This window comes from Litoribacillus peritrichatus, assembly GCF_039537985.1.
GTDB classification, from domain to species: Bacteria; Pseudomonadota; Gammaproteobacteria; order Pseudomonadales; family Litoribrevibacteraceae; genus Litoribacillus; species Litoribacillus peritrichatus.
Genome location: NZ_BAABBN010000015.1, coordinates 322516 through 347704, shown reverse-complemented (window position 1 = coordinate 347704; position 25189 = coordinate 322516). Strand labels below are relative to the sequence as shown.

Annotated in this window: 25 protein-coding genes; 13 read left to right on the top strand and 12 right to left on the bottom strand. The window is 45.9% G+C overall.

The features are described from left to right. Positions 1-19: 19 nt before the first annotated feature. Positions 20-448, top strand: coding sequence for a hypothetical protein (locus ABD744_RS21000; protein ID WP_344800563.1), 429 nt, complete (start codon positions 20-22; stop codon positions 446-448). A gap of 153 nt (positions 449-601) precedes the next feature. After that, positions 602-1354 carry a hypothetical protein gene (locus ABD744_RS20995; RefSeq protein WP_344800562.1) on the top strand — a complete coding sequence of 251 codons (753 nt, stop codon included), beginning with the start codon at positions 602-604 and terminating at the stop codon, positions 1352-1354. Positions 1355-1362: 8 nt separating this feature from the next. On the opposite strand, the gene ABD744_RS20990 is transcribed toward ABD744_RS20995, so the two are convergent. From ABD744_RS20990 to ABD744_RS20980, 3 genes are all read right to left on the bottom strand, one after another. Continuing rightward, on the bottom strand, positions 1363-2265 hold the full coding sequence (locus ABD744_RS20990) for an RT0821/Lpp0805 family surface protein (RefSeq protein WP_344800561.1): 903 nt from the start codon (positions 2263-2265) through the stop codon (positions 1363-1365). Positions 2266-2414: 149 nt separating this feature from the next. Next, positions 2415-3326: a DMT family transporter gene (locus tag ABD744_RS20985; protein WP_344800560.1), complete on the bottom strand. Its 912-nt coding sequence runs from the start codon at positions 3324-3326 to the stop codon at positions 2415-2417. A 133-nt stretch (positions 3327-3459) separates the two neighbouring features. Further along, a complete protein-coding gene (locus ABD744_RS20980) occupies positions 3460-4410 on the bottom strand; it encodes a DUF4382 domain-containing protein (protein ID WP_344800559.1) in 951 nt (316 codons plus the stop codon). Between the two features lie 333 nt (positions 4411-4743). On the opposite strand from ABD744_RS20980, the gene ABD744_RS20975 reads away from it, so the two are divergent. Both ABD744_RS20975 and ABD744_RS20970 read left to right on the top strand, forming a co-directional pair. Continuing rightward, entirely contained in the window at positions 4744-5658 is a 915-nt protein-coding gene (locus tag ABD744_RS20975) for a helix-turn-helix transcriptional regulator (RefSeq protein ID WP_344800558.1), read from the top strand. A gap of 35 nt (positions 5659-5693) precedes the next feature. Then, the gene (locus ABD744_RS20970; protein ID WP_344800557.1) at positions 5694-5945 is read left to right on the top strand and encodes a DUF2442 domain-containing protein; all 252 of its coding nucleotides are present in this window, start codon (positions 5694-5696) and stop codon (positions 5943-5945) included. A 62-nt stretch (positions 5946-6007) separates the two neighbouring features. On the opposite strand, the gene ABD744_RS20965 is transcribed toward ABD744_RS20970, so the two are convergent. Then, positions 6008-6652, bottom strand: a complete 645-nt coding sequence (locus tag ABD744_RS20965) for an arylesterase (RefSeq protein WP_344800556.1) — start codon at positions 6650-6652, stop codon at positions 6008-6010. Positions 6653-7063: 411 nt separating this feature from the next. Here ABD744_RS20965 and ABD744_RS20960 point away from each other — a divergent pair, with 411 nt between their 5' ends. From ABD744_RS20960 to ABD744_RS20945, 4 genes are all read left to right on the top strand, one after another. Beyond that, positions 7064-7783: an ABC transporter ATP-binding protein gene (locus ABD744_RS20960; protein WP_344800555.1), complete on the top strand. Its 720-nt coding sequence runs from the start codon at positions 7064-7066 to the stop codon at positions 7781-7783. A gap of 2 nt (positions 7784-7785) precedes the next feature. After that, positions 7786-10371: an ABC transporter permease gene (locus tag ABD744_RS20955; RefSeq protein WP_344800554.1), complete on the top strand. Its 2586-nt coding sequence runs from the start codon at positions 7786-7788 to the stop codon at positions 10369-10371. A 58-nt stretch (positions 10372-10429) separates the two neighbouring features. Next, positions 10430-10735, top strand: coding sequence for an NIPSNAP family protein (locus tag ABD744_RS20950; protein ID WP_344800553.1), 306 nt, complete (start codon positions 10430-10432; stop codon positions 10733-10735). A 63-nt stretch (positions 10736-10798) separates the two neighbouring features. Beyond that, positions 10799-11593 (top strand): hypothetical protein, encoded by a 795-nt coding sequence (locus tag ABD744_RS20945; protein WP_344800552.1) that lies wholly within the window; start codon positions 10799-10801, stop codon positions 11591-11593. Positions 11594-11651: 58 nt separating this feature from the next. Here ABD744_RS20945 and ABD744_RS20940 read toward each other — a convergent pair whose 3' ends face one another. The 5 genes from ABD744_RS20940 to ABD744_RS20920 form a co-directional block, all read right to left on the bottom strand. Then, positions 11652-12551, bottom strand: a complete 900-nt coding sequence (locus ABD744_RS20940; protein WP_344800551.1) for an immunity 49 family protein — start codon at positions 12549-12551, stop codon at positions 11652-11654. A 27-nt stretch (positions 12552-12578) separates the two neighbouring features. Further along, positions 12579-13610, bottom strand: a complete 1032-nt coding sequence (locus ABD744_RS20935; RefSeq protein ID WP_344800550.1) for a hypothetical protein — start codon at positions 13608-13610, stop codon at positions 12579-12581. Positions 13611-13718: 108 nt separating this feature from the next. Then, complete coding sequence (locus tag ABD744_RS20930; protein ID WP_344800549.1) at positions 13719-14726, bottom strand: LPP20 family lipoprotein; 1008 nt, start codon at positions 14724-14726, stop codon at positions 13719-13721. A 92-nt stretch (positions 14727-14818) separates the two neighbouring features. After that, positions 14819-16675 carry a methyl-accepting chemotaxis protein gene (locus tag ABD744_RS20925; protein WP_344800548.1) on the bottom strand — a complete coding sequence of 619 codons (1857 nt, stop codon included), beginning with the start codon at positions 16673-16675 and terminating at the stop codon, positions 14819-14821. A 213-nt stretch (positions 16676-16888) separates the two neighbouring features. After that, the gene (locus tag ABD744_RS20920; protein WP_344800547.1) at positions 16889-17791 is read right to left on the bottom strand and encodes a permease; all 903 of its coding nucleotides are present in this window, start codon (positions 17789-17791) and stop codon (positions 16889-16891) included. A 141-nt stretch (positions 17792-17932) separates the two neighbouring features. On the opposite strand from ABD744_RS20920, the gene ABD744_RS20915 reads away from it, so the two are divergent. The 5 genes from ABD744_RS20915 (at position 17933) to ABD744_RS20895 (ending at position 20229) form a co-directional block, all read left to right on the top strand. Next, the gene (locus ABD744_RS20915; protein WP_344800546.1) at positions 17933-18235 is read left to right on the top strand and encodes an ArsR/SmtB family transcription factor; all 303 of its coding nucleotides are present in this window, start codon (positions 17933-17935) and stop codon (positions 18233-18235) included. Positions 18236-18316: 81 nt separating this feature from the next. Next, complete coding sequence (locus tag ABD744_RS20910; protein ID WP_344800545.1) at positions 18317-18985, top strand: LysE family translocator; 669 nt, start codon at positions 18317-18319, stop codon at positions 18983-18985. 33 nt (positions 18986-19018) lie between these two features. Next, positions 19019-19342 (top strand): low molecular weight protein tyrosine phosphatase family protein, encoded by a 324-nt coding sequence (locus ABD744_RS20905; protein ID WP_344800544.1) that lies wholly within the window; start codon positions 19019-19021, stop codon positions 19340-19342. Positions 19343-19513: 171 nt separating this feature from the next. Continuing rightward, positions 19514-19846, top strand: a complete 333-nt coding sequence (locus ABD744_RS20900) for a hypothetical protein (protein WP_344800543.1) — start codon at positions 19514-19516, stop codon at positions 19844-19846. A 50-nt stretch (positions 19847-19896) separates the two neighbouring features. Next, positions 19897-20229 carry a hypothetical protein gene (locus ABD744_RS20895; protein WP_344800542.1) on the top strand — a complete coding sequence of 111 codons (333 nt, stop codon included), beginning with the start codon at positions 19897-19899 and terminating at the stop codon, positions 20227-20229. A gap of 271 nt (positions 20230-20500) precedes the next feature. On the opposite strand, the gene ABD744_RS20890 is transcribed toward ABD744_RS20895, so the two are convergent. From ABD744_RS20890 to ABD744_RS20880, 3 genes are all read right to left on the bottom strand, one after another. Further along, the gene (locus ABD744_RS20890; protein WP_344800541.1) at positions 20501-21463 is read right to left on the bottom strand and encodes a sterol desaturase family protein; all 963 of its coding nucleotides are present in this window, start codon (positions 21461-21463) and stop codon (positions 20501-20503) included. 63 nt (positions 21464-21526) lie between these two features. Continuing rightward, on the bottom strand, positions 21527-23779 hold the full coding sequence (locus ABD744_RS20885; RefSeq protein WP_344800540.1) for a TonB-dependent receptor family protein: 2253 nt from the start codon (positions 23777-23779) through the stop codon (positions 21527-21529). A 26-nt stretch (positions 23780-23805) separates the two neighbouring features. Then, positions 23806-25101, bottom strand: a complete 1296-nt coding sequence (locus ABD744_RS20880; protein ID WP_344800539.1) for an imelysin family protein — start codon at positions 25099-25101, stop codon at positions 23806-23808. Between the last annotated feature and the right edge of the window lie 88 nt (positions 25102-25189).

Here is a 25189-nt window from a genome sequence, read left to right as displayed (position 1 = left end):
ACCACAACGAGGAATCCACATGAAGCAATGTCTCTGCCTGATAATCAGCTTGTTTATCTTCCAGAAAGCTCACAGCAAAGACGAAATATCAGAGCATTTATCCCAGTTTGTGTTGGGCCAGTACCACTTAATTGGTAAAGCCCCCGACTCCAGCCGCACCTACGCAGGCCAGCTCGAAATTTATGAACAAGACCAACAGCTCAAAATTAAGCGTATCATCAATGAACAGGAAATCCTGGGCACTGCAGCCATAGAGTCCGCACTCCACGGTGAATCTCATGTGTTAAGAATGCGCTTCAATGAAAACAACCAATCTTTTGAAACCACCTGTTTGATTCGGAGCGACCTTGATAATTACGCCAGAATCAGCTGCTATCTTTATCAACCCGGTGTCCGAACCAAAGAACCAGGTCTTGAAGCATTGTTCATAAATCATTCACGTGATTAATTTATAACGCTACCCTTTCTACTACAAATAACATTATCATTTAGGGTAGGCGTCTCACCTTAAGCGGACTAAAAGCCGCTGATTTTCTGGAAATATTGCTGTAACCAATTAAGCTAAAAAGAACCTTGTCGGCTGAACAAAGTATTCAAAACCATGAAAAAAAAGACATTCCCTTTTTACGACGTCAACTCTGTTGACTCCGAAACGCATCAGCAGCGTCAGCAGGCCTTGAATAAAGAGCCCAAAATAAAAAGCGTTCAGCAAAAAAGAAAAGAACAGGAAACCGACTACCGTAAGGCGTTAGACGCTTATCGTTTAAAGAATCAACACGATGCTGCGTACATCAAAACCTTATCCAAAGAGCAATGCACTTTAGGTAGTTTACCCTATGATCTCCCCAAAGCTGTGACCCACTGGTCACTGCCATGCCCTCTTATTCCCTGTCAGGTAGAAACCCAAAATGGTGAGAAATACGACCCGGCACTGATCATCCCCTACGAATTTTGTACCAGTTCGCCAGTCATGAGTCTTTATCCGCTGTGTTATAAATACGGCGGCCATATAGTCACCGCCAAAGAAGTGAAATCCATTTCGGCCAGCCCGTTAACCTTGCCGAGTGCCATTATCGAAGCGTCGATGGAATCCGATGAAATCGCTATGGGCAATTTTTCTTCACTGCAGGTTTCGATAAAAGAACGCGATCACTTTGTGTTACCGGATCACGCCATCTTTGCCAATTTCCAAGAGCACTTAGGCAGTGAAGTCAGCCCGATATACTGGTCATACATTGGAGCCCGCCCAAACCTTGGGGATAACGTTATTCATGCCGACTTATTACAGGCAAGAGACGACTGGCCTAAGAGCTTCCGGGAATCACAAATCACCTTGGTCATTGCAGACATCTGATCACACCGTCACAGTTTAATCTGCCATCGGCCATGTTCATCCTTACATAACTCTTTATGAGCAATTTCCGGCTTGCCTTGATTGGTCTTATAACTCATCTCAAGAGACTTACAGCTTTTTCCTTCGTGCTGGAATGAACGATCAAAGGTCACCCGGCCTTCGCTGCCGGAGTTCACATTGACCCAACGCTTCGACTTAGGTTCCTCCGATAACAACACCTGCTTGGCTGCATCCTCAATCAACTTAATGTCTTCTTCCGTCATCTTCTCAGCGCTTTTGAAGCTGGAAGAAACCAATCGTTCAGCCCCTTTAAACAGTTCAAACGGCGATGTAATCACCCCTTTTAAAACACCGGTAATCGCGCCTTGACCAATTTGCTCCGAAATCTCTTTGGAGTTATCCACAATCACATCAACTCTGTCCAAATAACCGGGGATCACCTTGCGGGTCTCCTCCACCTGATTCAACACCTCAGGCACCAACGGCAGAGCCTTATTAACCGTTTGATTGGTTTCATTAATCGCCGTAACCGCATCCCCTGACACCTTGAGCACTTGCGGTAAGGCTGCTTGCAGCTGATCGATCTGATCCTGCATGCGGTCGACCCGTTGATAAACCGCTGGTAATGATTCCCGTGTAGCTTTCACTTCCGACAAAATCAGAGGCAAGGTATTACGGACGGCCGCCACCTCACTCACCACCACAGGCACCGAATCATTGACCCGCTCAACGGTTTGAAGGATGTTCGGTACCTGAGCGATCAGCGGTTTAATCGCCGCTTCAGTGCCTTCAATACCCTTATTGATCGATTCAACCTGACCCAAAATACCGGGAATCTGATTCACCACCTGAATCAGTGCATAAGCAAAATACGTAATTGCCCCAGCCAAAAGGCAAAGAGCAAAAGACATAAACAGGTTCTTTGGAGAGGGAGACGTTGATTCAACCATGATGCTTAAGCGTGATCTCTTTCAATAAAAGGATGAAGCCACTACCATAATCATCTGAGCGCCCCCCTTCAAGCGCCACCAGCCAAAGATATCAAGAACCTAGCAAGATGCTAGGCTGCAACCTGCTTTTTAGAAAAGTAGCGGGCAATCCCTTCCGAGTTCATGATCACATTTCCAAGCATCGTCAGGCCCAAGCCAACAAAGCTGGTCACTTGCCATTGATAACCCTCAAACCAACTCGACAATAACAGCGCCACCACAGGAAACATCACCGTTGCATAAGCAGCTTTATTCGCCCCTAGCCTCGCCACCAATGTTAAGTACGTGGTAAAACCCACAATCGAGCCAAACACACTCAAATAAAATAACGCGCCTAAATACTCAGGCCGGGTATCCAGTACAAGCGGTTGCTGAGTCGCCAACAAAATCAACGCAAGAATCACGGTTCCGTATGTCATCCCATAGGCGTTGGTGGTAATGGGCGACAAACCTTTCAGACTGTTCCGCTTAGACACCATATTCCCCAAAGAGAAGAAATACGTGCCCAAACAAGCCAGCGCCAAACCTTTCAGGGTATCCAGCGATACCCCGTTTTGTCCGCTGTTCTGCAGCTCAGGCAAAAACAGTAACACCAGGCCAGAAGTACCTACTACACCGGCAAACACCACTTTGGCAGGTATCGATTCTTTCCAGAAAAAACGGTTGTTGACCGCATTAAACAAGGTAGCCAAGGAGAACACCACCGCCACCAGCCCACTGGTAACGTACTGTGTCGCGGTATAAAAACAAATGAAATTAAATGAGAACAAACAGGCGCCCTGTAAGATCATAAAGCGATGATCCGACGCATCGGCTTTCTGCAATTTTCCGGTCAACCACAACCAAGGCAACAGCAAAATGGCCGCCAAAGCAAAACGATAAAATACCGAAACGTTCACCGGCACTTCACCCAACTGAAAATAAATGGCCAGCCAGGTACTTCCCCAAATTAATACTGTGGCAGCGTACAAAAATGCATTCATATTGACCTCATGTCTTTTGAATAACGAGAATATGAACGCAGCTTAAAAGAAAAGAACACAGCAAGATTGCACGATCTTGCTGGTTTTCTGACACGAAAGAAGCAAACAGTGACTGTTCAGCAATGAACAGCAACTAAGAAGCCGGAATGGCTGCCTGTGTAGTCTCTCCCTCCGTAACCGTTACATTTTGGATGTCATCAAACGTCAGATCATCATCGTCTTCAGGGTCGTCCACCCCATCCTGACAGTGAAACGCCAGGGTATAATCCCCACCTTCCAGAAACGCAATACTGAACTCATAGGCTGCATCGTCGTCATCAAACTCAACAGGTGCCGTTACCAAGGGCTCATCATTACTGCCTAAGTCATCCGGGGTTTGATCCGCGCCTTCAAACAGATAAACAAACCCGGCAAACGTTTGCACATCCGCACACCATCCACTCAACGAGGTTGAATTCACTGTCCCGGAGACCACGCCGACCTGATCGTCTTGCACCATTCTTAATACCGGCTTTAACCTAAGATCGTTATTGTTTCCTCTGCGCACCAAAGATTTACGCAAATCAAAATCCAGAGTCACCGACAGATTTCCGGATTGAGGCACCGTAAAACCACGAACCACTTTCAAACCGGTTTGAGCGTTACTGGGAATGGTCAACGGTACTTGAGAGCTGTCATCCAACACCGCATAAGTATCAGTACCACCTTCAATCACACGCAGCCTGAGCCAGTCGTACTCACCAGCCTCCAACGATTGATCCTCTAACAATGGCTCCACATTTTCTCCCGTCAAGGCGGTTAACTCGACCTGTATGGGCGCATCCAGGGTAATTGTCTCGGCCTCACCTTCCTCTTCATCTGCACGTTTAAATGTGATGGCATCAAAGGTAACAAACACCTGAGTGACGTCCTCCACCGGCGCATCTGTAATGGACACAGTCACCTCACCGCTGGACGAACCGGAACTGGACGTACCTCCTGACGAACTGCCACCATCACCTCCGCACGCAGAAACCAAAGCACTTGCAAATATCAAAACCAGGGGCTTTCTATAATTGAAATTAAGATTTCTATAACAAAACATGAGGACTTCCTCTGACGTTGTTTTTTCATCACGCTTAACAAACAGCAGTTCTTTACAAACAGTTACTCTTTACAAAAGTATAGAGATCAAGCCAACAAACAGCGTCGGGGTTATTGGCTCAAACTGACGACTGGTTTCGAATTTACTGTCCCATTGTTCGACCCAATCCTGCTCTGTTTCTACAAACCTCCGCTCGTTTTGCACGATCTTGCGGTTATTTATCAGCGAAATATTGAGCAATCGAGAACCAGCGGTTAATCTTCATGCATTGATCACTGTCAATTTTCAACGCGCAGATTCAACATCATCACTCGTACATTAAGGAGGCCAGGCATGAAACACCAAGAATCAGTTTTTGACACGCTTGACCGTTCCAACGCGAGTTTATTGGCCGATCATCAGATCAACCAACACTTCAGAACCGCTCACTGGACCAATGACCTCGACCGGGTCAGCTACCATGCGGACAAAGTCCATACGCTGAGTTTTTATGTAAAAGGCGGTGAAGGCTCCCGGCGTATCGACGTTAACAAAGGCAATGGCCATACCGGCAGTTTGTGTATTTTTCCTCAGTTTCACGAATCCCAATGGGAAATCACCTCCGAATTTCGCTTTGCCCATCTATATTTCAGCGACGAGTCCATCAAACAATATGCTTCCACGACACTCGACATCGAACCCCGTTTGATTGAAATTCCAGACCTGACCTTTCATGAAGACGAACGATTAATGAACCTGGCTCAACAGCTATTTCTTTCAGAATTAATAGCTTCAGAGTTAATAGCTCAGGAATTAACAGCGCCCGAGTTAGCCTGTAACCCCACTGCGTTAGCAAAAGAGCAGCAAATCCAACAGATTTTTGAGCACATCCTCTCGGATCAACGCTATTGCCTGAATCACAGCGCAAAAATCATTGGAGGCTTAAGCCCTGCAGCGCTCATCAAGACCAAAGAATACATCCACGCCCATTACCAGCAGAATATCCATTTGGCTGAATTAGCAGCGCTGGTTGATTTGAGTGAATTTCATTTCTTACGCATGTTCAAGGCCAGTACCGGGTTTACTCCCAATGACTACCTGATGCATGTTCGTATCGAAGCCGCCAAACAAGCCATCAAATCAAATGACCCTCTGGTAAATGTGGCGTTAAATTGTGGCTTCAGTAATCAAAGCCATATGAACAGGACGTTCAAGAAATGGGTGGGTGTAACGCCAGGGGTGTTTAGAAAGCTCACAAAAAGCTCATAGTCACCATATTGACTCAACCATTGAATACATCGGTTATGTCGGAACTTGCAATTAAATCAGCCAAATACATAAAGTCTCATATTCTGGAAATCCAGTTTTCAGATGACCATATTAAGCTCGTCGACTTTGCGCCTTTCATTTTCTCTAACGGTCATCCTGACTACGAGATCTATAAATCAGAAAGCGAGTTTCTCAAGTTTGATTTGATTGACGGAAATCTGAACTGGGATGACTATACAATGATCTTTCCAGTAGAAGATCTTTATAAGAACAAGCTCACAAAATAGTTTGATCTATTGGCTCCAAATGCGGAGCCACTCCACCAACCATTCATATTTTCCCTACGAATTCATTCAGCTGATGATTCAATACGACTCAACAAATACTCCAAAATAATCGGCTGTGCTTCCGCTGTCGGGTGCAAACCGTCCGGCTGGATTAACTTGGGTTGTGTGGCTACGGTTTCCAACATAAACGGAACTAACCCTGTCTTGTGTTCTTCCGCCAGTTGTTGAAATGCGCTGTGGAACATCCGGGAATAGCGTTTACCGTAGTTTTGCGGAACATGCATCCCCAACAACAGAACTTTGGCACCCGCTTTTTGAGAGGATTGAATGATGTCAGCTAGGTTCTTTTTCATTTCTGCTACGGAAAGGCCACGCAAACCATCATTGGCCCCGAGTTCCAGAACCACTAAATCCGGCTCAGTCAGTTGAAGTAATTTTAAAATTTGCGCTGCGCCTTCGGCAGAGGTCTGGCCGCTGATGCTGGCATTATGCACCTTGATATTTTTACCCAGTTGATCAAAATGATTCTGAAGCAACGAAGGCCAGGTTTGCTCAACCTTAATGCCATAACCCGCGCTGAGGCTGTCACCCACAATGAGGATGGACGTCTTAGCTTCACTAAGTGATTGGGCCACACTCTGCGAACTTATAAAAAAGAACGCTTGAAATAACACAAGCACCCAAACATTTTTTTGCATTTTCTTCATTCAGTGCTGACCTATTTTGTTATTGTATTTTCTTCTGTTTGGCTTAATTTCAATTCGTCTTCGTCAAGACCTAAATACTGAGTTTCTAATCAATATCACCATTCGATAAGTTCAGGGAAGCAAAAGTTCCCAGTTTACCTCTGCGATTAAAGTGTCCCCCTGCTACGCTCACCCAAGAACCATTGCAGGAACATGGCAGAAACTCAGAACATTCAGCAAGCACTTGAGTAGTAAATCGGTTAAGTTTATGGGTGCGATCGTTGCGAACCTTTTTAGCTGGCAAACAACTACTGACCTCTATAGGGGTATTATGTCCATAGGTCATGATGTTGCCCTGAACGATTTAGCCTTATGATAGTCAAACACAGAATCAAAAATCACATATCTCATTGTCACGGAATCATGAACCTTATGGCGGTTATCAAAGCTGAAAATCTGAGTAAAGAAGTCTCTTTGGGCAATCAAACACTGAGCATCTTATCAGCCCTGAATCTTGAGGTGAATGCGAGAGAGAGTTTGGCCATCATTGGCCGTTCCGGTTCAGGTAAGTCAACGCTGTTAAGCTTGCTCGCGGGTCTCGATTCTGCCACTTCAGGCAAGATAGCACTGAACGGCAATGAGTTAACCAAACTGGACGAAGACGGCCGTGCGGCGGTCAGAAATCAACACGTTGGCTTTATTTTTCAATCTTTCCAATTGCTGCCTCATTTAACTGCATTGGATAATGTCATGCTGCCTCTGGAACTCGCCGGCGACAAACAGGCACAGCGCAAAGCCGAAGCCTGGTTGGATAAAGTCGGGTTAGGTGGCCGGATGCACCACCAGCCTAATCAGCTTTCCGGCGGCGAACAACAACGTGTCGCTATCGCCCGTGCTTTTGTGACTGAGCCGGAAATTCTGTTCGCCGATGAACCCACCGGTAATCTCGACCCGACCACCGGCCAGAATATCGTCGATTTATTATTTGAGTTGAACGCCGAACATGGCACAACTCTGGTGTTAGTGACTCACGATCATCAACTTGCTCACCTATGCCAGCGTTACGTCATCTTAGAAAACGGCGCGCTTATTGAAGGGCAGGCGGAAGATACTGTGTCACCACAAAACTCGTCATTAGTGAGGAATGGCTGATCATGGGTCATATTTTAAGACTTGGATTCAAACACTGGCGCAGTGATTTCTCCAGTGCTGAAATGCGTTTGCTGCTGATTGCGACCTTAGTCGCGGCCATGAGCATGACCATGATCACCACCTTCACTGACCGCCTGACCCGTACCATGGAATACCGGGCCAGTGAATTAATCGCGGGCGATTTAATTCTTCAAGGTCAGAATTCAATGAACCCGGAGTGGATCGACGAAGCCAAACGCAGAGGGCTAAATCATACCCCTGCCATTGTTTTCTCAACCATGGCTTACGCCAATGACGCGCTGGAGTTGTCCCGTGTCCGGGCGGTAGGCAAAGGTTACCCCCTCAAAGGTGAGAACCAAGTTACCGACCAACCTTACGGCAAAAGTAAAATCATTGATGGAGCCCCCGCACCAGGACATGTTTGGGTGGATCAACGAGTGATTCAGGCACTCAATATCTCCGTGGGGGACACCATCGAATTAGGAGATTCAGAATTTCTGGTGGAGTACATTCTGGTTCAGGACGCCGACCGCAGTGGTAATTTCTACAGCCCTTTTGGTGCCATCATGATGAACCTTGATGATCTGGAAGCCACAGGCGTACTTGGCCCAGGCAGTCGCGTAACCCAAAAACATTATTTCACGGCGCCTTCTGCATCCAACGCTGGCAGCGCTCACCAAGGTAAACATGATAACAACGCCGACCTGCAACAAATCATTCAATTCGCCGACTGGTTAAAACCGCAACTGACCGAGCACGAACGCCTCAGTGGCGCCATCGACTCCGACACCAGCATGGGCACTGCCGTACAAAGAGCACAACAATACCTCAGCCTTGCCAGCTTAGTGGCCGTGTTATTGGCGGGTGTGGCCATCGCCATGGCGAGTCAACGCTTCAGTGAACGCCACTACGAAACCGCTGCCCTGCTCCGCTGCCTGGGAGCCCAACAAAAAGACATCTCCCGTATATTTATTCTGAAATTATTGATCACGGGCATCGTAGCTTCAGTCTTAGGCTCCGCTTTGGGTTTTCTTGCCCATTATGGGTTATTTCAACTGATGCAGGGCTTATTACCAACAGACGTCATGCCTGCGCAATGGAGTCCTGTGATCATCAGTATGTTGTCCAGTTTGGTGGTATTACTGGCCTTTGCCTTTGCGCCAATCCAGCAATTGAAGTCGGTTTCTCCTGTGCGGGTTCTGCGCCGTGAACTTAACCCAAAACCCGTTCGGCTGAATGTGTTTTATTTGCTTGCCATTTTAGCCATTGGTGGGCTTGCTTACGTACTGACCGGCAACTTCAAACTGACCTTAATTTTCGTTGTGGGTTTAAGCGCATTATCCTTGCTGTATGGTGGCTTAGCCGCTGGCTTTTTGGTCTTGATCCATCGTATTTCAAACCGATTACCCAGACGCATTCAGACCGGTTTCAACCAACTTTATCGCCATCGTTATTACGCCATCTCACAGTTAGGCGCATTTGCGTTCATTTTTACTGCAATCACTTTAATCATCGTTGTTCGAACCGATTTATTCTCTCGTTGGCAGGCATCCATTCCAGCCGATACTCCGAATCATTTTGCCATTAACGTTCTGCCAGACACCAAAAACGAGTTTGAAGGTTTTCTGAAGCAAAACGGCGTTAACGCCAGCGATTTTTACCCAATCGTTCGTGGTCGTCTTATTGAAATCAACGGTCAAGAGGTCAAGCAGGCGGTCTCTAAAGAAGACAATGTCAGAGCCGTACAACGGGAATTAAGCCTGACGTGGAGTGATCACCTCAGTGAAGATTCTGAAATCATTGATGGCGACTGGTGGCCAATCACGAACGAAGTAAACTCTGTCGAGCAGTCTCCCTCCATTATTCCCCCCGAAGTTAACCGGGTATCCATCGAAAGTGAATTGGCGCAAAAGCTCAACATTAAGGTGGGCGATGAACTGACCTTCACCATCGTCGGTCAGCCACTTAGCGCCACAGTACATAACATCCGTCAAGTGAAATGGGACAACTTCAAACCTAACTTTTATATGGTGTTTGAGCCTGGTGTGCTGAATGACTTCCACCATACTTACATCAACAGTTTCTACCTGAAAAACCAAAACACCGAACTGTTACTCGACATCAACCGAAACTTCAAAGCGGTAACCATTATCCCGACTGAAAAAGTAATCAAACAGGTAAGGGAGATTCTTGAACAAACCACCGTCGCGGTAGAGTATATCCTCATGCTGGTATTGCTGGCAGGAATTGTATTGCTGTTCGCCACCCTACTCAGCACCTTATCGTTACGTCGCCACGAAGCGGCCATTTACCGAACCCTCGGAGCGTCCGGCAATTACATTCGAAATCTAATTGTTTACGAATATTTATGGCTGGGGTTATTGGCCGGCGGCCTGGCCATGCTCTCCACTGAATTACTCAGCTGGGCACTGTACAGCAACGTGTTTGATGCGGACTGGAAACCTCACCCATTGCTTTGGGTCTTTACTCCGCTATTCGCCATGGCTGTGATTGTGATCAGTGGCTGGCTGGCAAGCCGGCCTGTGATGACGGCATCGCCCAATCGATTATTAAGGGAAGTTGGGTAAGCCAAAGACATTACAAATACAAAAGCTAGACCACTAACATTTAAGGCAAGAGCAAATTATGATCACATGTCACATTAAATACAAAATTGATCCCAATAAAGTTGCTGAGTTTGAAACCTACGCCAAAATGTGGATTCCTTTAGTGAATAAATTCGGCGGCAATCACCACGGTTACTACTTACCTCACGAAGGAAAAAACTACGAAGCCATCGCATTATTCAGTTTTCCCAGCCTTGCCGCTTATGAAGTTTACCGAGAAAAAGTAAAAGACGACCCCGATTTTAAAGTGGCTAACGATCACAAAGAAAAAACCGGATGTACCCTTCGAGTTGAACGACAGTTCATGCGGCCCGTGTTTGAGTAAGATTCGTCATCTCTAAATATGTGCTCGCTAAAACATAACCTGAACCCTTACAGAGAATCAAAATTGAAAATTAGCACCAAAACCTCCCACAGTGAAATCGTCTTTGAAATAGAAGTGGACGATCTTAATTCTTTTGAAAGCTTAAATGCCTTGGCTGATGTCTACCTTGATCTGTCCTATCGCATTGATGAAAATTTAGACAAACATAATATAGAGGTTGAATTCAGTACGCTGACTTATTCCATTGATGTGTTCACTCCAGATGGCAGAGTGGAAGAAGAGGAGGTGTTTTCAAAATTTGTCGGGAATCCGATTTTAGAATCGAAAGCTGCCAACTTCATTAGTAATGTAAACATTTGGAGTCGCGCAAACGAGGCGCACATTTGGCAGGATGATGAAAACCCACTGGCGGAGTGCACAGCTTATGTTCTCTGCCTGCAAGATTTGAAATATATCCCTCTTTATATTGAATTATTGGTGCAAAATGATTTGGATCACGAGGTGTATCAGAATGAGCATATTGAAGCATTAATCGAAAAACACGGCCTATGTAAGAGCTTACTTACCTTGTTGGCCCATAGAGTCGGCGGCGCTTGTGGCCAATGGGGCATGGATCAGGTGGGAGAATACAAGCCGCAGTTGCTTGAGTACTTCAATGAACACCCGGAACAGAGGTCTCTGTTTTTAAAGACCGGCTTTAAATCCATACTGGATCAACATATGGGCCACCAGTTGTGGTTTGAACCAATCCGTTTTTTGGCTGGTTTCATTCAAAATGAACAAGAAAGAGACGATTGGTTAAAGGATCAACAAGAATACGCTGAAGTGTATTTTGGGGATGGTATTGATTTTGACTAAGCTTCTGAAGGCAACTGGGCAAAATAGAACAGCCTAACCTGTGGTTAGGCTGTTCTATTCACTCAATCTCACCTTCATAAAAATCAGTTGCGACAGAAGGTGGCTGCTCAAACTCGCCATACACCAACCATTCAGGGACATAAGGGGATTTCTTCGGTAGCTTAAACCCTTTTTGATCGTACATAAGAGACGATACCGCAGTAATAGGGAATGAAATCCAGCCGTCATGTTCATCTCTTAAACGTTTGCAAGAGTTCCAATATTCTTTATGGCTTTTTACTGCATCCAACCAGGCTTCACGGTACTCATCTTCATCAGCATTCGTCACCGTCAATATCATTAACTTAACGAAAGGAAATAAAATCAACAGGGCATAATCCTTAACATCCTGGGATTTAAATTCAATCCCGGATTTTTCAAGAGCTGCCATGATGGTGGTTCTTAAACTAGTACCTTCTTCGGCGTCACCAAGAACTGCTCCAAGGAAATCCATGATGGAATCAGTGTATTCGTTATTTCCCATAGGGACATTACGAAAGTGTTCTTTGGTAATCTGGCACAACCGAACAATAGCAGCATTATCTTTCAATAAGATTGCGACACAAAGGTGCCGTAACCAATAATAAAACCGGAAATCATCCGAACAGTACTCACCTACTGTTTTATACGCTTTGCCATCAATCGTAAACCGAATTTCTTTCCCTTCGCTGGTCACAAAACGGTAATAAGAAACACCTGTCTGATGAATAAGGTTCAAATAACCTGCTAATTTATTACAGTCCTGCTCAATTTGAACCTCATAGCAAAAAAGTTCTACCGCTACATTATTAGCACTACGAAGATAAATTTTTGGAGCTTCAACTAAACCACCTGAAGTATAAATACCCCAAGATCGCTGAAACATATTTCTGTTATTGTCAAAAACAAAACTTTGTTTGGTTGGTGGATGTTTAGCCATTCTGTCTTTCCTTAAATGTCTTACCCATCAAAGCCGACTGATCTTCCCAGTACAGCTCACATCACTGATGATGTCACTTCTGATGACTTTGACCTGATCGTATTTTCGGATTTTTTCCACCAAACTGAGTTCGGTCACTTCAATGATGGCTCGGGTCGGTTCCACCAGCGAAGCGACTTTGGCTTCACCAATGGGTGCAACATCGTGACGGCCTAAGGCACCTACTCGGCCCAGCTGTACAGTTTGGCCAGCAACGAAGCCAGCGGCTGTGCCGCCTGAGATTTCAAAATAATGCACCTTGCCATCGCTGTAGTAATTCAACACATACGCTGTGGGTGTCAAATAGGTTGCTAACGCATGACCACCGCAGTCGGCAATGTCTTCGATGATGTCTCGACGAAGGTTCTGGTACATCATGCTGGATTTACTTTGCGAAGTAGTTGGGCAACGGAAGGTATCAAAGTCATCGTTTTCTGAGCTTTCCAACCAAAAACTTTTCAACGTTCGATATTCAGGAAGAGGTTTCAGTTTTAAATCGAAGTGGGCTTCTAAGGTGTATTCACAACTGCCTGGGCGTTTTTCTTCACACACGGGGCACCAGATGGGGTCGGAATAGGTTTGACTGAAATCCGAGCGATTCATGTTCACTTCAAGAATGTAATCCACAATCGATTGGCCAGCGTATTCGCCGGAACGATTCAATTCTGCGGTTTCAATAAAATCCTGAAGGGCTTTGCGGTTCGGGTTGTTAGTGCCGAACAAACGGTTCATGTGGCCTTTGGCCGCTGCGGGGGGTTGTTTAAGTTGAATGCCCGCTTTGCGAAGTTTCTCTTTCCAGCGCTGAAGAATGTCCGACTCGACTTTTAAATCATCCCGGCCATCATTTTTGGCCAGAAGCCATAGGGTAATGGGGTCACCTTTCAACTCAGCCGGCAGTGGCTTATGCTCTGCAACCGGCAGAGGCCGTTCTGTGGGAATCTGTTGTCGGGTGAGCGTTGAGCAGCCTGCAACAAACAGCATCAACCCCCACAGGGTGACTAAACCTAAAATCCTTTTCATTTGTACCATCAGCCTCTAGCAGTCTGTTAATTCTATCCTTCAAATTCAGGTGACACCCGTTTGCCACCTGAATTTAAACACCGATGCTGACCAGAAAATCGTAAGAAATTAAGACTGGCGCTTGGTAAAGATGACAGTGACGTTGGAGTCGCTGAGGGATTTTAACAGCTTTTCATTGGCTTTTTTCTCTGCATCTTTATATGAGCTGATAGAAACCGCACTCTCTGTCAATTGACGGCTTGCCAAAATGGCACCTGATGCCTTCTTTAACAACACAACCAAAGTCACTTCGCTATGATAATCGCCTTGCAATTTTTTGCGTTTCACATTGGAGTTGAATTCAATTTCACTGTATTTGGAACGACGCTTGGACTTCACCACATCAATGTTCGCGGCAGTCAGTTGTTGCTGAGTCAAAGCCGTTAAACCACGAATCGGTGTGTTATCGTCAATTTTTAATTTCAGCGTTTTCTTAACTCGATCCAAAGCGTTGTCGTAACGAGTCAATAATTGCTGGCTTTCAATGATGGTTTCATTGTTTTTATTTTCGGCGGTCGCACTGGCCAGCAACCAGTTGTCCGACAAACGATTTGCCAGTTCAGCCTGAGAGTGCAAAATCCACCAGTAATCAAAAGCATTGCCGGTATTTCGGCCGGATTTTATTGTGTTGCTCAGACGAGGATTCATCGCGGCCAGTTCTTTCATCAAGTATTCAGTTAAATCTGTCTTTTTTAACTTAACTTGCACGTAATGGTTTAGACCCACTTTTGCTTGCTGAATAGTAGTTAAGTTCGGCAAGGCAATGTCTTTAAAGTGCGCATTGCTGGATTTTTCCACATACAGGCGATGAAAGTCTTCGTCGGTGACTTCCATAGTTTTAACTTCACTTGATACATGGCTGAGCAATTGTGAAGCCAAGGACTCTTTGGCGTTTAGTTGCGCTTCACGCAAACTGACGCCTTCACCTACCGCATAATAGTGATAATTATCAATCGTTGGGTTTGATACCCAGGATGGGAGTGTCTCTCCAGTTGATTGACAACCAACAAGAGCGACAAATAAAACGAGCACGAACCATTGGCGTGTTGTGCTCACAAATTCGAATACCTTTTCCATGTGAGAGCGTCCATTCCTTTAAAAAGATACAAAATATCATACTTTTGTTTCGATTTGAGGAAGATAGATCTCACAATTTCATTAAAATTGCCTTAAATTGCAAAAGCAGAGGCAGATTGATTGATATTTTCCACCACCTCTCCTAACCGAATCGTTGCTTTGGACGTCTCCCGGCTGTGTTCACGCACCGACTTTGAAGACTCGAAAATATCGTGAATGTACAAATTCAACTCATTGGCCGCAGCCGTCTGTTCTTCCACACTGGTTGCGATTTGGATGTTCATCATGCTGATCTCTGCGACTTTTTGAGTCATCTCCCGCATCATGGCAATCGCATGATTCGCCTGGTTTTGCCCTTGCTCACCCTTTGAGCTGGATGCTTCAACACTTTCGACCACATGATTAATGACAGATTTAAATTGATTGAGAGTACTCCGCACTTCTTCAGTGGCTTGATGAGTCCGGGCAGAAAGCGTTCGTACTTCATCGGCCACGACGGCAAAACCTCGGCCGTGATCTCCCGCCCGAGCCGCTTCAATGGCTGCATTTAATGCCAACATGTTAGTCTGATCGGCAATGTCCTGAATGGAGTCCAGTAAAGATTCAATGTCGGTACTGGTCGTTTGCAGAGCACCTATCGCCTGCACTGACTGCTTCAGTTCATCCTGTAACGTACCGATGGCATCCTGCGCTTTGCCGCTGATCACGGTGGTTTCGTTCAATCGATCCGTCACGTTCGCCACAAAAGTCGCGGTATCACCGGCATTATTGGCAACCTCCTCAATGGCTTTTGACATTTCCTCCATTGCCGTAGCTGACTGCTCTACCTTGCAATGCTGCTCTTCGGTAGATTGGTTCACCTGCTCGGTCATCACCGCCATTTCAGTGGCAACGTCTGAAATACTGCCCGCTGATGTTTTAATCTCGGTAATGGCTTTGGTCAGGTTCTGATTCAGTGAATCAAACGCCGACTCCAGTACATCCAGTTCATTATCATGACGTTTGGCCTGCGCAATGGCTTTAGGGTCATTAATTAACGACAAGACATGACGTATCAGACGATCCAGTGACGACGAAATTGTTTTTGAAATCAAAAATACAGCCACAACCGACGCCAGCGCCAAAAGTACCAGTGCAGCGTATAGCACAATGCTCAACTGCTGAGTTTTGTCGGCAATCATTCGGGTTAGAATTTCTTTTTCAGAATCAAACAAGGTTTCCAGCTGATGGGCTGCGCTTCTAAGGGTTCCATGTAGCCCTTGCTCGTGCGTCAACCCAATGAATTTTTCCGCCTCATACAACGCCATGAATTTTTTCTGATAGTCGGCCAGTTTAGGCGCCACCAAAGCATGTAAGCCTGCCGGAATATTGCCTTCCATCACGGCAAGGTTCTTATCAAACTTTTGAATGTATTTTGCGTCCCGACGCAACATAAAGTCTTTTTCATTACGGCGAAGCATCAACATGTTCGCCGTCAATAACGAGTTGCCATCAATGATGGTTTCCACATCATGAATGCTGGCTCGTAAGGAACCATACAAACCACTTTTATGGTCTGTCCCTATCTCAGTTTGATAGGCAGCCAACTGTTCGAAGCTTTTAATGTATTCCGTTAAGTTATGCTCTACCTGAACAATCTGTGTTTGTTCCCCCAGATACTCGTTCAGAAATGGTTTTAAGTGGCTCAATGTAGTTAATGTCTGCTCTCCCGTGCCCTTAAACCGAGCCAGGTACTTAGCATCCTTTCGGTTTAGAAAGTCTTTCTCATTTCGCCGGAGTGTCATCATCCCCTGCTCCAGCTCGTCGACCCCCAGGTTGATCTGGTGAAGCGTTTGTAATTGGCTGCTGGAATAATGACTCAACCAACCTGTCAGAAAGAAACCAACAGCAACGACCACAATAATCAACAGATGCCGTGATCGAATAGAAAGACTCTTGATTGAAACCATCTCTTTTGCTCCTTAAGCTTTTATTCTTATTCACAAAACATCTCTTTTAAACGGGCGCCGTTTTATGAATTACTACAAAAAGATTAGTCACAAAAATGAAATACCTTTAAATGAAAAGTCTGAAAGCCTTGTGGGAAGATGCTGAGACTCGACTATCCAGGGAGCCTCAGAATGAGTTTCAGCATCCACCCTTTTGGATGATTTTGTCGATTGTTATAAGTTAGTCAGAGCCAAAATAACGCCGGACAACACCGCCATACCCAAAACGACCATCAAAAACGCAAGAATCATTCTGTTCTTAAACATGGACTTGAGCAAAATCACTTCCGTTAAACTGGCACCTCCGCTACCAATGATCAGGGCCATAATCGCACCTAAACCCATACCTTTTGCAGCCAGCGCAGCACTCAAAGGAATGATGGCTTCAGACCGAATGTAAAGCGGAATACCAATCACCGCTGCCACAGGAATGGCAAACAAGTTTTCTTCGCTGGCGTATTTTGCAATCAGATCTGTCGGTACAACGCCGTATATCAAAGAACCAATACTGATACCAAGCAGCAAGTAAGGCAGTGCCTTTTTGAAGTCGGTCCAGGTCTGATCCCAGATACGACGCCATTTGCTTATTTCTGGCGCTGGGCCGGAGCCGCCACTACCACACTTTGGTTTTGGTGCTTCATACGCCTCTGCTTTTACATATTGCTCAAAGCCAAGTTTCTCCAATAAATAGCCGGCCGTGATTGAGACAACCAAAGCCATCCCGGCGTAATACAGAGCGATCCCCCACCCAAACGTCAGAATCATGAGCCCGATAATAATCGGGTTCAGCAACGGGCTGGCGAATAAAAACACCATCATAGTGCCGAACCCAGCCCGCGCTCGCAGTAACCCTTTCAGGAAGGGGATCGTTGAACAAGAACAAAACGGCGTAATTGCTCCCAGAAAGGCAGCAAACACATAACCCTTACCATTTTTTGAACTCAGAATATGCTGAATCCGGCTGGGTGGAACGTACTCCTGAAGCACGCCAACAAAATAACTGATGATTAAAAATAACGCCGTCAATTCGACGGCAAGAATGACAAACATTTCAAACGTTTGTTGCCAATTTTCCATCACTGCACCTCTTATATTTATCAAAACAACCATATTTCTAGTTTTATCGAAATATATACTCAGAATTTTCACCCGTCAATATATTTCTGGTAATATAGAAATATCATTAATTGTTAAATTCATTCATTTCAGGGGAAGCACATGGAACTCGAATCAGCAGCAAAAGCGTTCAAAGAGCTTGGCCACCCATCACGACTGGCCATCTTCAAGCATTTGGTCAAAGCGGGGCATCAAGGTGCGCCTGTCGGAGAGTTACAGCAGGCACTGGAAATTCCCAACTCAACGTTGTCCCACCATGTTTCAGCATTAGTCGCTTCCGGGCTGGTCAAGCAACACCGCGACGGAAGAACGCTCTATTGCATTCCTCAATTCGAAGCCCTTAGAGGTTTGATTGATTTCTTAATGAACGAATGCTGTGCCAGCGATCAAATTTCAACCAACTAGACAATTTATGATATCCTGCCACCGGGCTATGCAGTGTATTTGGCTGCGTACTTGAACAATACACAGCAAGGATGAGTACAAATGAGTGAGTTGATTGCGTTTACCCTGATTGCTTTTCTATTAGTGGCTTCACCTGGCCCAAACGGCGTACTCATACTTAAAACAGTTTCCAGCCACGGAAAATCTTCAGGCATTGCCAATATTTTGGGCTTAACTTCCGCTACTTTTTTACACGGCGCATTTTCAATATTTGGCTTATCCGCCCTATTATTACAATCTGCAGAGCTATTTTTAGTTGTAAAAATCATCGGTGCAGCTTATCTGTTTTACATCGGTTTTAAAGCCATTAAAGGTTCTTTCTCTACGCCCCAAAATAAAGGCGCAACTTCAACCGCCACGCCATTAAAACAACAAGAACAACGTTCGCCGTTGTATTTCTTTTCCGAAGGTTTCATAACTCAGCTATTAAACCCTAAAGTATCCATGTTTTACTTAGCGGCATTTCCCCAGTTCATCGCCTTTGACAACACCAACTACGTCGATGCTTTTTTACTTGTCGCGATTCACGCAGGCATCATATTTTTCTGGTTTTTGGGAATGACGCAACTGGTCGGTAAAATAAAACAAGTGGCACAAACGTCAAATGCAGGCCGATGGGTACAACGAACATCTGGCACCCTATTAATGTACTTCGGTGGCGCCTTATTAACCCAAGAAGGCCATGTCCAACCGATCAGACTCTCTGAGTAATACTCAGACACCTCGTTTAATGGTCAGACAAAAATGAAGAAAATTCTGTTCCTTTGCAGCAAAAATAAACTTAGAAGCCCAACCGCCGAATCCATATTTGCCAACGTAGAAGGCTGGGAAGTCGCTTCCGCAGGTATCAGCCATGATGCCGAAGTGCATGTCAGTCTGGAAGACATAGAGTGGGCCGATTACATTTTTGTGATGGAAAAAAACCACAAAAAGAAACTGTCCAACCAGTTCGGGAAGGCACTGAACCGACAAACACTCATCTCATTGGATATACCGGATGACTACGAATACATGGATGACGCCTTAATCAAAATCCTGAAAAACAAAGTTCCGAGCCTTGTCCGCTAGGCAACCTCGTATCTCCTCCGGCCCTTCAAAACCCAGCCTGAGCACCCATGGCTCACAAAAGAAAAAGCTGGGCTCACAAAAGAAAAAGCTGACCACGGTATAACTAGACGTCACAGCCATGTATATTCAACCAAGTAATCAACTATTTAAAAATTCACACAAGGAATGGTCATGAAATTTTTGAAAGGGCTTGTTTTCTCGACGGTCTTGGCATCCGGTTTAACTTCCGCAGCGCAAATGGAAATCTCTTCTCAACAACAGTTTGTTTCTGAGAACAGTAAAATTCACACCTACAGCGGCGATGTTCAAATTAACTTTGGAGACGGCCAAAAACCGGAAACACTCGCGGATACAATCAGCGTAGAAAACGGTAAAACCATCATGGAAGGCAACGTAAAAATTAGACTCGACAACGCCGTAGCCATCGCCGATAAAGTGGTTTATTTCACGTCAGAAAAGGGTTTGATTGCTCAGACAGATAAAGTAACGTTAACCTTCGAATAAATCATAGGCCCGAAGACCATTCGGGCCATATCACCACGGAAGGTGCACTAATGTTTGAGGTCTTAATAGCAGGTTCAATTTTAAGCCTGCTCATTACCACCGCACTGTTGATCCCCTTGTTAAAATACTTGGGAGTCACTCAAGAACTCTGGCAAAGAAGTTTCATACTGGCTTTCGCCATCATCGGCTTAAGCACATTAACAAAGCTCTTTATTCCCGCGTTGTCGACCCTGATCACGATCCTTATTTCTGGCTTAATCCTGCGAAAAGTGTTGATCATTGATTACCTGAAAGCCTTCGCCATCCCATGCATTTCATTATCCGTTAGCTGGCTGGTCGTCAGCGGGTTAACAGCCACTCTATTAGTGTCGTTCAGGGTTTAATAATCAAACGCGTCCCCAATGGCAATCTGTTTCCCTGAAAGCCCAACGCTCTGTACAACTGAGTTTCAGACCCCTTTGAGATTAAAAACAAAAATCTAAAGAACCACGAATGATCGCTATCCTAAAAAATCGACTGGCACCAACCTGGGAGATATTCATGGATTACTTTGAAGGATTACTTTGAAGGATTACTTTGAAGGATTTGTGGCCGCCGTGCCCACGGAGAACAAGGCAAAAACCATTCGGCACGCAAAAGATGCAACCTCTGTATTTACTTTCTGAACGGCATTAAATAGTGGTGGATCAACCTCGTTGAAGATTCACCTTCCACACCAAATTTACATTGCTCGTGATCCGCCGGCTGGTAATACGTGCGCCAGAGCCGATCCCATATCGATAAACACGACCCAAAGTTCTTATCGTAATGGTGTCTGGCCCGGCTGTGATGAACCTGATGCATACGGGGGCTGATAAAGATGGATTCGAAGCCACCAAATGAAAGCCGAATATGTGAGTGTCTCAGATTTGCAGCCGCTAAATTAAATAACATGCCTAACAAGTCGACCCCGAGCACTTCCCAGGTACTGATCTGACCTTCAAATAAAAACAAAAACACCCCGCTGACGCCACCAACCACCAACAGGTTACGCCATGCGGCCAACAACAATTCCAACGGATGAGATCGATAAAGCGTCACCGGAGTCAGCACTTCTGCCGTATGGTGGACTTTATGAATGTTCCACAAACAAGGAACACGGTGCATACACCAATGCAATAAAAAACGGCTGAAGTCTTCTGCCACAAATAAGCAGATGCTGAACAGAGCAATTACCACGGGCGTGGGAAGCTGAATATTCAAATTGCTGCCCTGAAGAACCCCACCAAACATGTCTCGCAAACCGGCTGCAACGCCGACAGCAACCACCAACTTAGCAACCAGCAACGGCGTTATAAAAACAACCTTGATGCCTGCATTAAGAAACCACAATTGATAGTCCAACCGAGCGGATGGATGCCACCAATATTGCCTGCCACCAACATATCGTTTCAACAATGATAAATTGAATTTACCGTGCCTTTGCCAAACGAAAAAAACGATACACAACAGAGCGCTGATGATCGCGCCCCAATACAGCCTCCGGGCAGGATCAAACGGAAAAGAAAACGGGCTGAGCACTCCGTTGGTAAAGTCCTGAAGCCATTGAAAGAGCCACTGAATGTCAGATTCAATCATCTGCTATCCTATGTTCTGCATGAACAGAGATTGCTTTCGTGCAACCTCTGTTCAAGAACACGCCTAAAAGTTATAAGCAACTGAAGCAATGACCGTTCTCGGTTTATTCGGCCTTGCACCTAATGGTCTGCGAGCGACTAAAGCCTCTTCATCCATTAAGTTTTCAACCGTTGCCTGGAAGTGCCAGTTTTCCTGAAAATAATAATTAGCCGCCAGGTCAATGACCGTTAACGCGTCGGTGACTTCACTGTCATCCGTGTTGCCCTGACCGGCTTTTTCACGCATTTCGCTGGTGTATTTTAACGCGACCAGGAAATCCCAATTATCACCGGTTAAACCACTTTCCAAACGCACCTGATGCTCAGGCGTATATGGCAGTTCATCCCCTTTGGTAACATCCCCCCACTGAGAAAAGCTGGAATTAAACGAACTCTGAAAAATGGCCTCGGTATAGGTATAAGTGACATTTACAGGCACTCGAAGTGCTACGCCTGCAATGTTGGCCTGAGGATTCCAGCGGCTGACAAACTCCAACCCGGAAATTTCCGCTTCACCACCGTTAAAGCCATCACCTGCATCACAGCCTGTATCACTGGTTCTGCATCGCCCCGTCAGGTTTGAATAATCACTGAAGAAACCAATGGCTTCCAGACTGTAATCTTCAATATTGAAGCGCAGCCCGTATTCCCAGTTGATGCTTTCTTCCGGGTCCAAATCATCGCTGCCCGAGGTAGGGCCGCTGGGCGTAAACCCTTTATTCACGCCCACCAAGAAACCAAGTGAATCGGTAAGTTGATAAAATGCCCCCAAGCCAGGAATCAGAATTTTATCGGAAGAATCGTTACTTTCGTTGTCGTCCAATTTATCCGTAAACTCATAGTCGATCATTTCACCCCGCAATCCTGCGGTAATCGTCCAGTCCTGATAAGTCAATTCATCTTTCACGAACGCAGCAAACGCCGTGGATTCACCTTTGTTCACCAGACGATCAGGACGGTTAATACCGTCAAACACCATCTCACCATCAATCATGTTATAGGCTTTCACCGAATGATCCCGCTCGACATAATCGTTATGCAAACGTAAACCGGCTTCGATGGCGTGATCAACGTCGCCCGTGATCCAATCAAAAGACGCACTGAAGTCGATGCCTTGCGAAATATAATCGCGTTTGTTGGTGCTGACATCCAGACGCTGGTTCTCTTGGGTAGCATCCACTTCGCCCGTCAGTATCTGATAATACAGCTGTTCAATATCGCCCGTTGGGTTGGTCAACACATCGGTAATCGACACAGGAGCATTCAGCCAGGGGTCATTCGGGTCTGAAGTATTTTTACGAAAATCTTCCAGCTTTTCCCAGGCCCGCGTAAAGTCATTCCGATAGACCCGCGTGGTCAGATCCAACCCGTTATCAAAACTCATCACGTGCGATAAGTTCATCTGCTTGTGATCCCAATCCATATTATCCAACTGACTGCCGGAATAACGACGATACGGATCTTGATCAAAATCTTGGTCAGTCAACCCCAGGTAAGTTTCATTGGAATGTTCATTACTGTAACCCAAGGTTAAATCCAGACGATGATACACAGCGGCTGACGGATCGGAGTTGATCCGAAATTTCATCTTGAGATCGTTGCGCTCAAAACCGGTGTCCTGGTGGTTATCAAGCTCTTTAAAACCATCCGCCGCCAGTGTTAAACCTTCCACCAAAAAGCCGTAGTTTTCCTGGCTATCGCCTGCGTAGGCGTGCAACTTTCGATAATTGTCCGAACCATAAGAGGCGCTGACCCGCCCGCCCTGCTCTTCCGGTATCTGGGTAGACACCATATTAAGTGCACCACCCACCGTGTTTGGGCCGTATTTAATGGCCACCGGGCCTTTAAACACCTCGACACTTTCCATGCGGGATACATTAGGGAAGTAATACGCCGAAGGTGCGGAGTACGGTGCCGGAGCGATAAGAATGCCGTCTTCCATGACCGTGATTTTCTGGCTGCGCTCTGCCGGCGCTCCACGCATTCCGATATTCGGACGAAGACCGTAGCCATCTTCATTACGAACGTAAACGCCAGGTGTGCTGGAAAGCACCTGATGAATGTCGCTGTAGTTGAATTTTTCTAATTCCTGCTGATCCAGGATATGCGCCGACCCCGGCAAAGTCTTGATGTCGTCTTTGCCTCCGGTGATCAGCACCTCATTCATTTCCACCACATGAATGTGGTCTTCGTTGGATTCCGTTTCAACGGTTTGTGCGTTTGATATTGCTGGCAGTAACACCAACAAACTGCTCATTAATGGATTCGGATATTTCACAAGCAACCCCTGGCTTTTCATAATCATTAGTCGTTATCAGATTCTGCCCGTTCAGGCAGCCTGATATTGATGACGTCGGCAAAGGTGCCTTTCAAAATGTCTGTAATTTGACGAATCTGACCGTGAATTTGGCAGGCTTCGTGAGAAGTAGCAGTGCTGGGATCATCCGATGCGTTCTGACAAATTTGAGCTTGGGTCGCATTGGCGATGTTTTGAACTTCATCCACCAACGTCTGGTCATTGGCCACAAACGCCTCAAGGCTGACAATGCCTGCATCGGTTTTGGCCAACAAATCATCAACCGTGGACGCAAATCCCCGAACTCTTAAAATGTCATCAAAGCCATTCACCGCGCCCAATGACTCGCCCGACTCTGCCGCCTGATCCGAAAAGCCTCCCACCAACAAAGCTTTGAACCCCTGAAGGTTGGACAATAAATTGCGAGCACCACTTTCACTCAGGGTAAATTGCAGCTCATCTTCACAAGTAGTGGTAAAACAGTTCTGATGAAGCCCAAACGGCACTCCCAACTTAGTGTCTTTAACTTCGGTATCCAGATAAAACAGCGCTTCAAAGGCAGCGGTCAGCGCATCATCCTGACTGGCAATATCCGAACCGGCGGTTCCTGCGTTGATAAAGTTACTTCGATAATCATCACCACCGCTGATCCAGGCATTATGCAAAGATTGAGCAGTACTGTTGAGATCTGTAGCCAAGGCTTCCGCGTAAGCACAACGTTGAGTTAATCGTTCGTCATCACTGAGTGCATTCCAGTTTTGAGTTTCAACAACCGAGGCCGGGCAGGTATGCGTCAGTGTTGAGTTAAAGAGCAGATACTCCAGCGCATCCGCACCACGACCCGCATCTCTGACCGCATCCACGGTGACTAAGCCATCGTCAAAAGAAACCACGCTGCGATCCACCACACAACGGTTTGCCAGTTCCGGGCTGTTCAGCCGCTTCGCCAACGCCTGATCATTTTCATTGATTGGGCCAAGCTGAAACGCCAAACCAGTTTGAATATCATTCAGCGCCGAACGCCAGCTGGCCTGAGCCTGAGCAAGATTGGCCGCTTCATTCACACCACCGATCGCCGCACAATAATTCTGTACAGACGTTAATAGCTCACCAGTGCTGTTTATTAAATTTGCGTATGCCGGAATGACGACCTCATCCGCAACCACCGTTAATGTTGCTCGATATTCCGAACTGGCAGTGGTCGCTGCCGCCGCTGAGGGTTCACCACTGTCATCGTTGGCACAACCCATTAGCCCTGTAGCCAACAAAAGGCCCAAGGCAGATCGCGTGATTAAAGTATTCAACGCAGACTCCGTTGTTATCAAAGAGAATCAAAATTGGGGATGTTCAGATAATAAAAAGGAGCACGATGAAAATCGTACTCCTTAAACA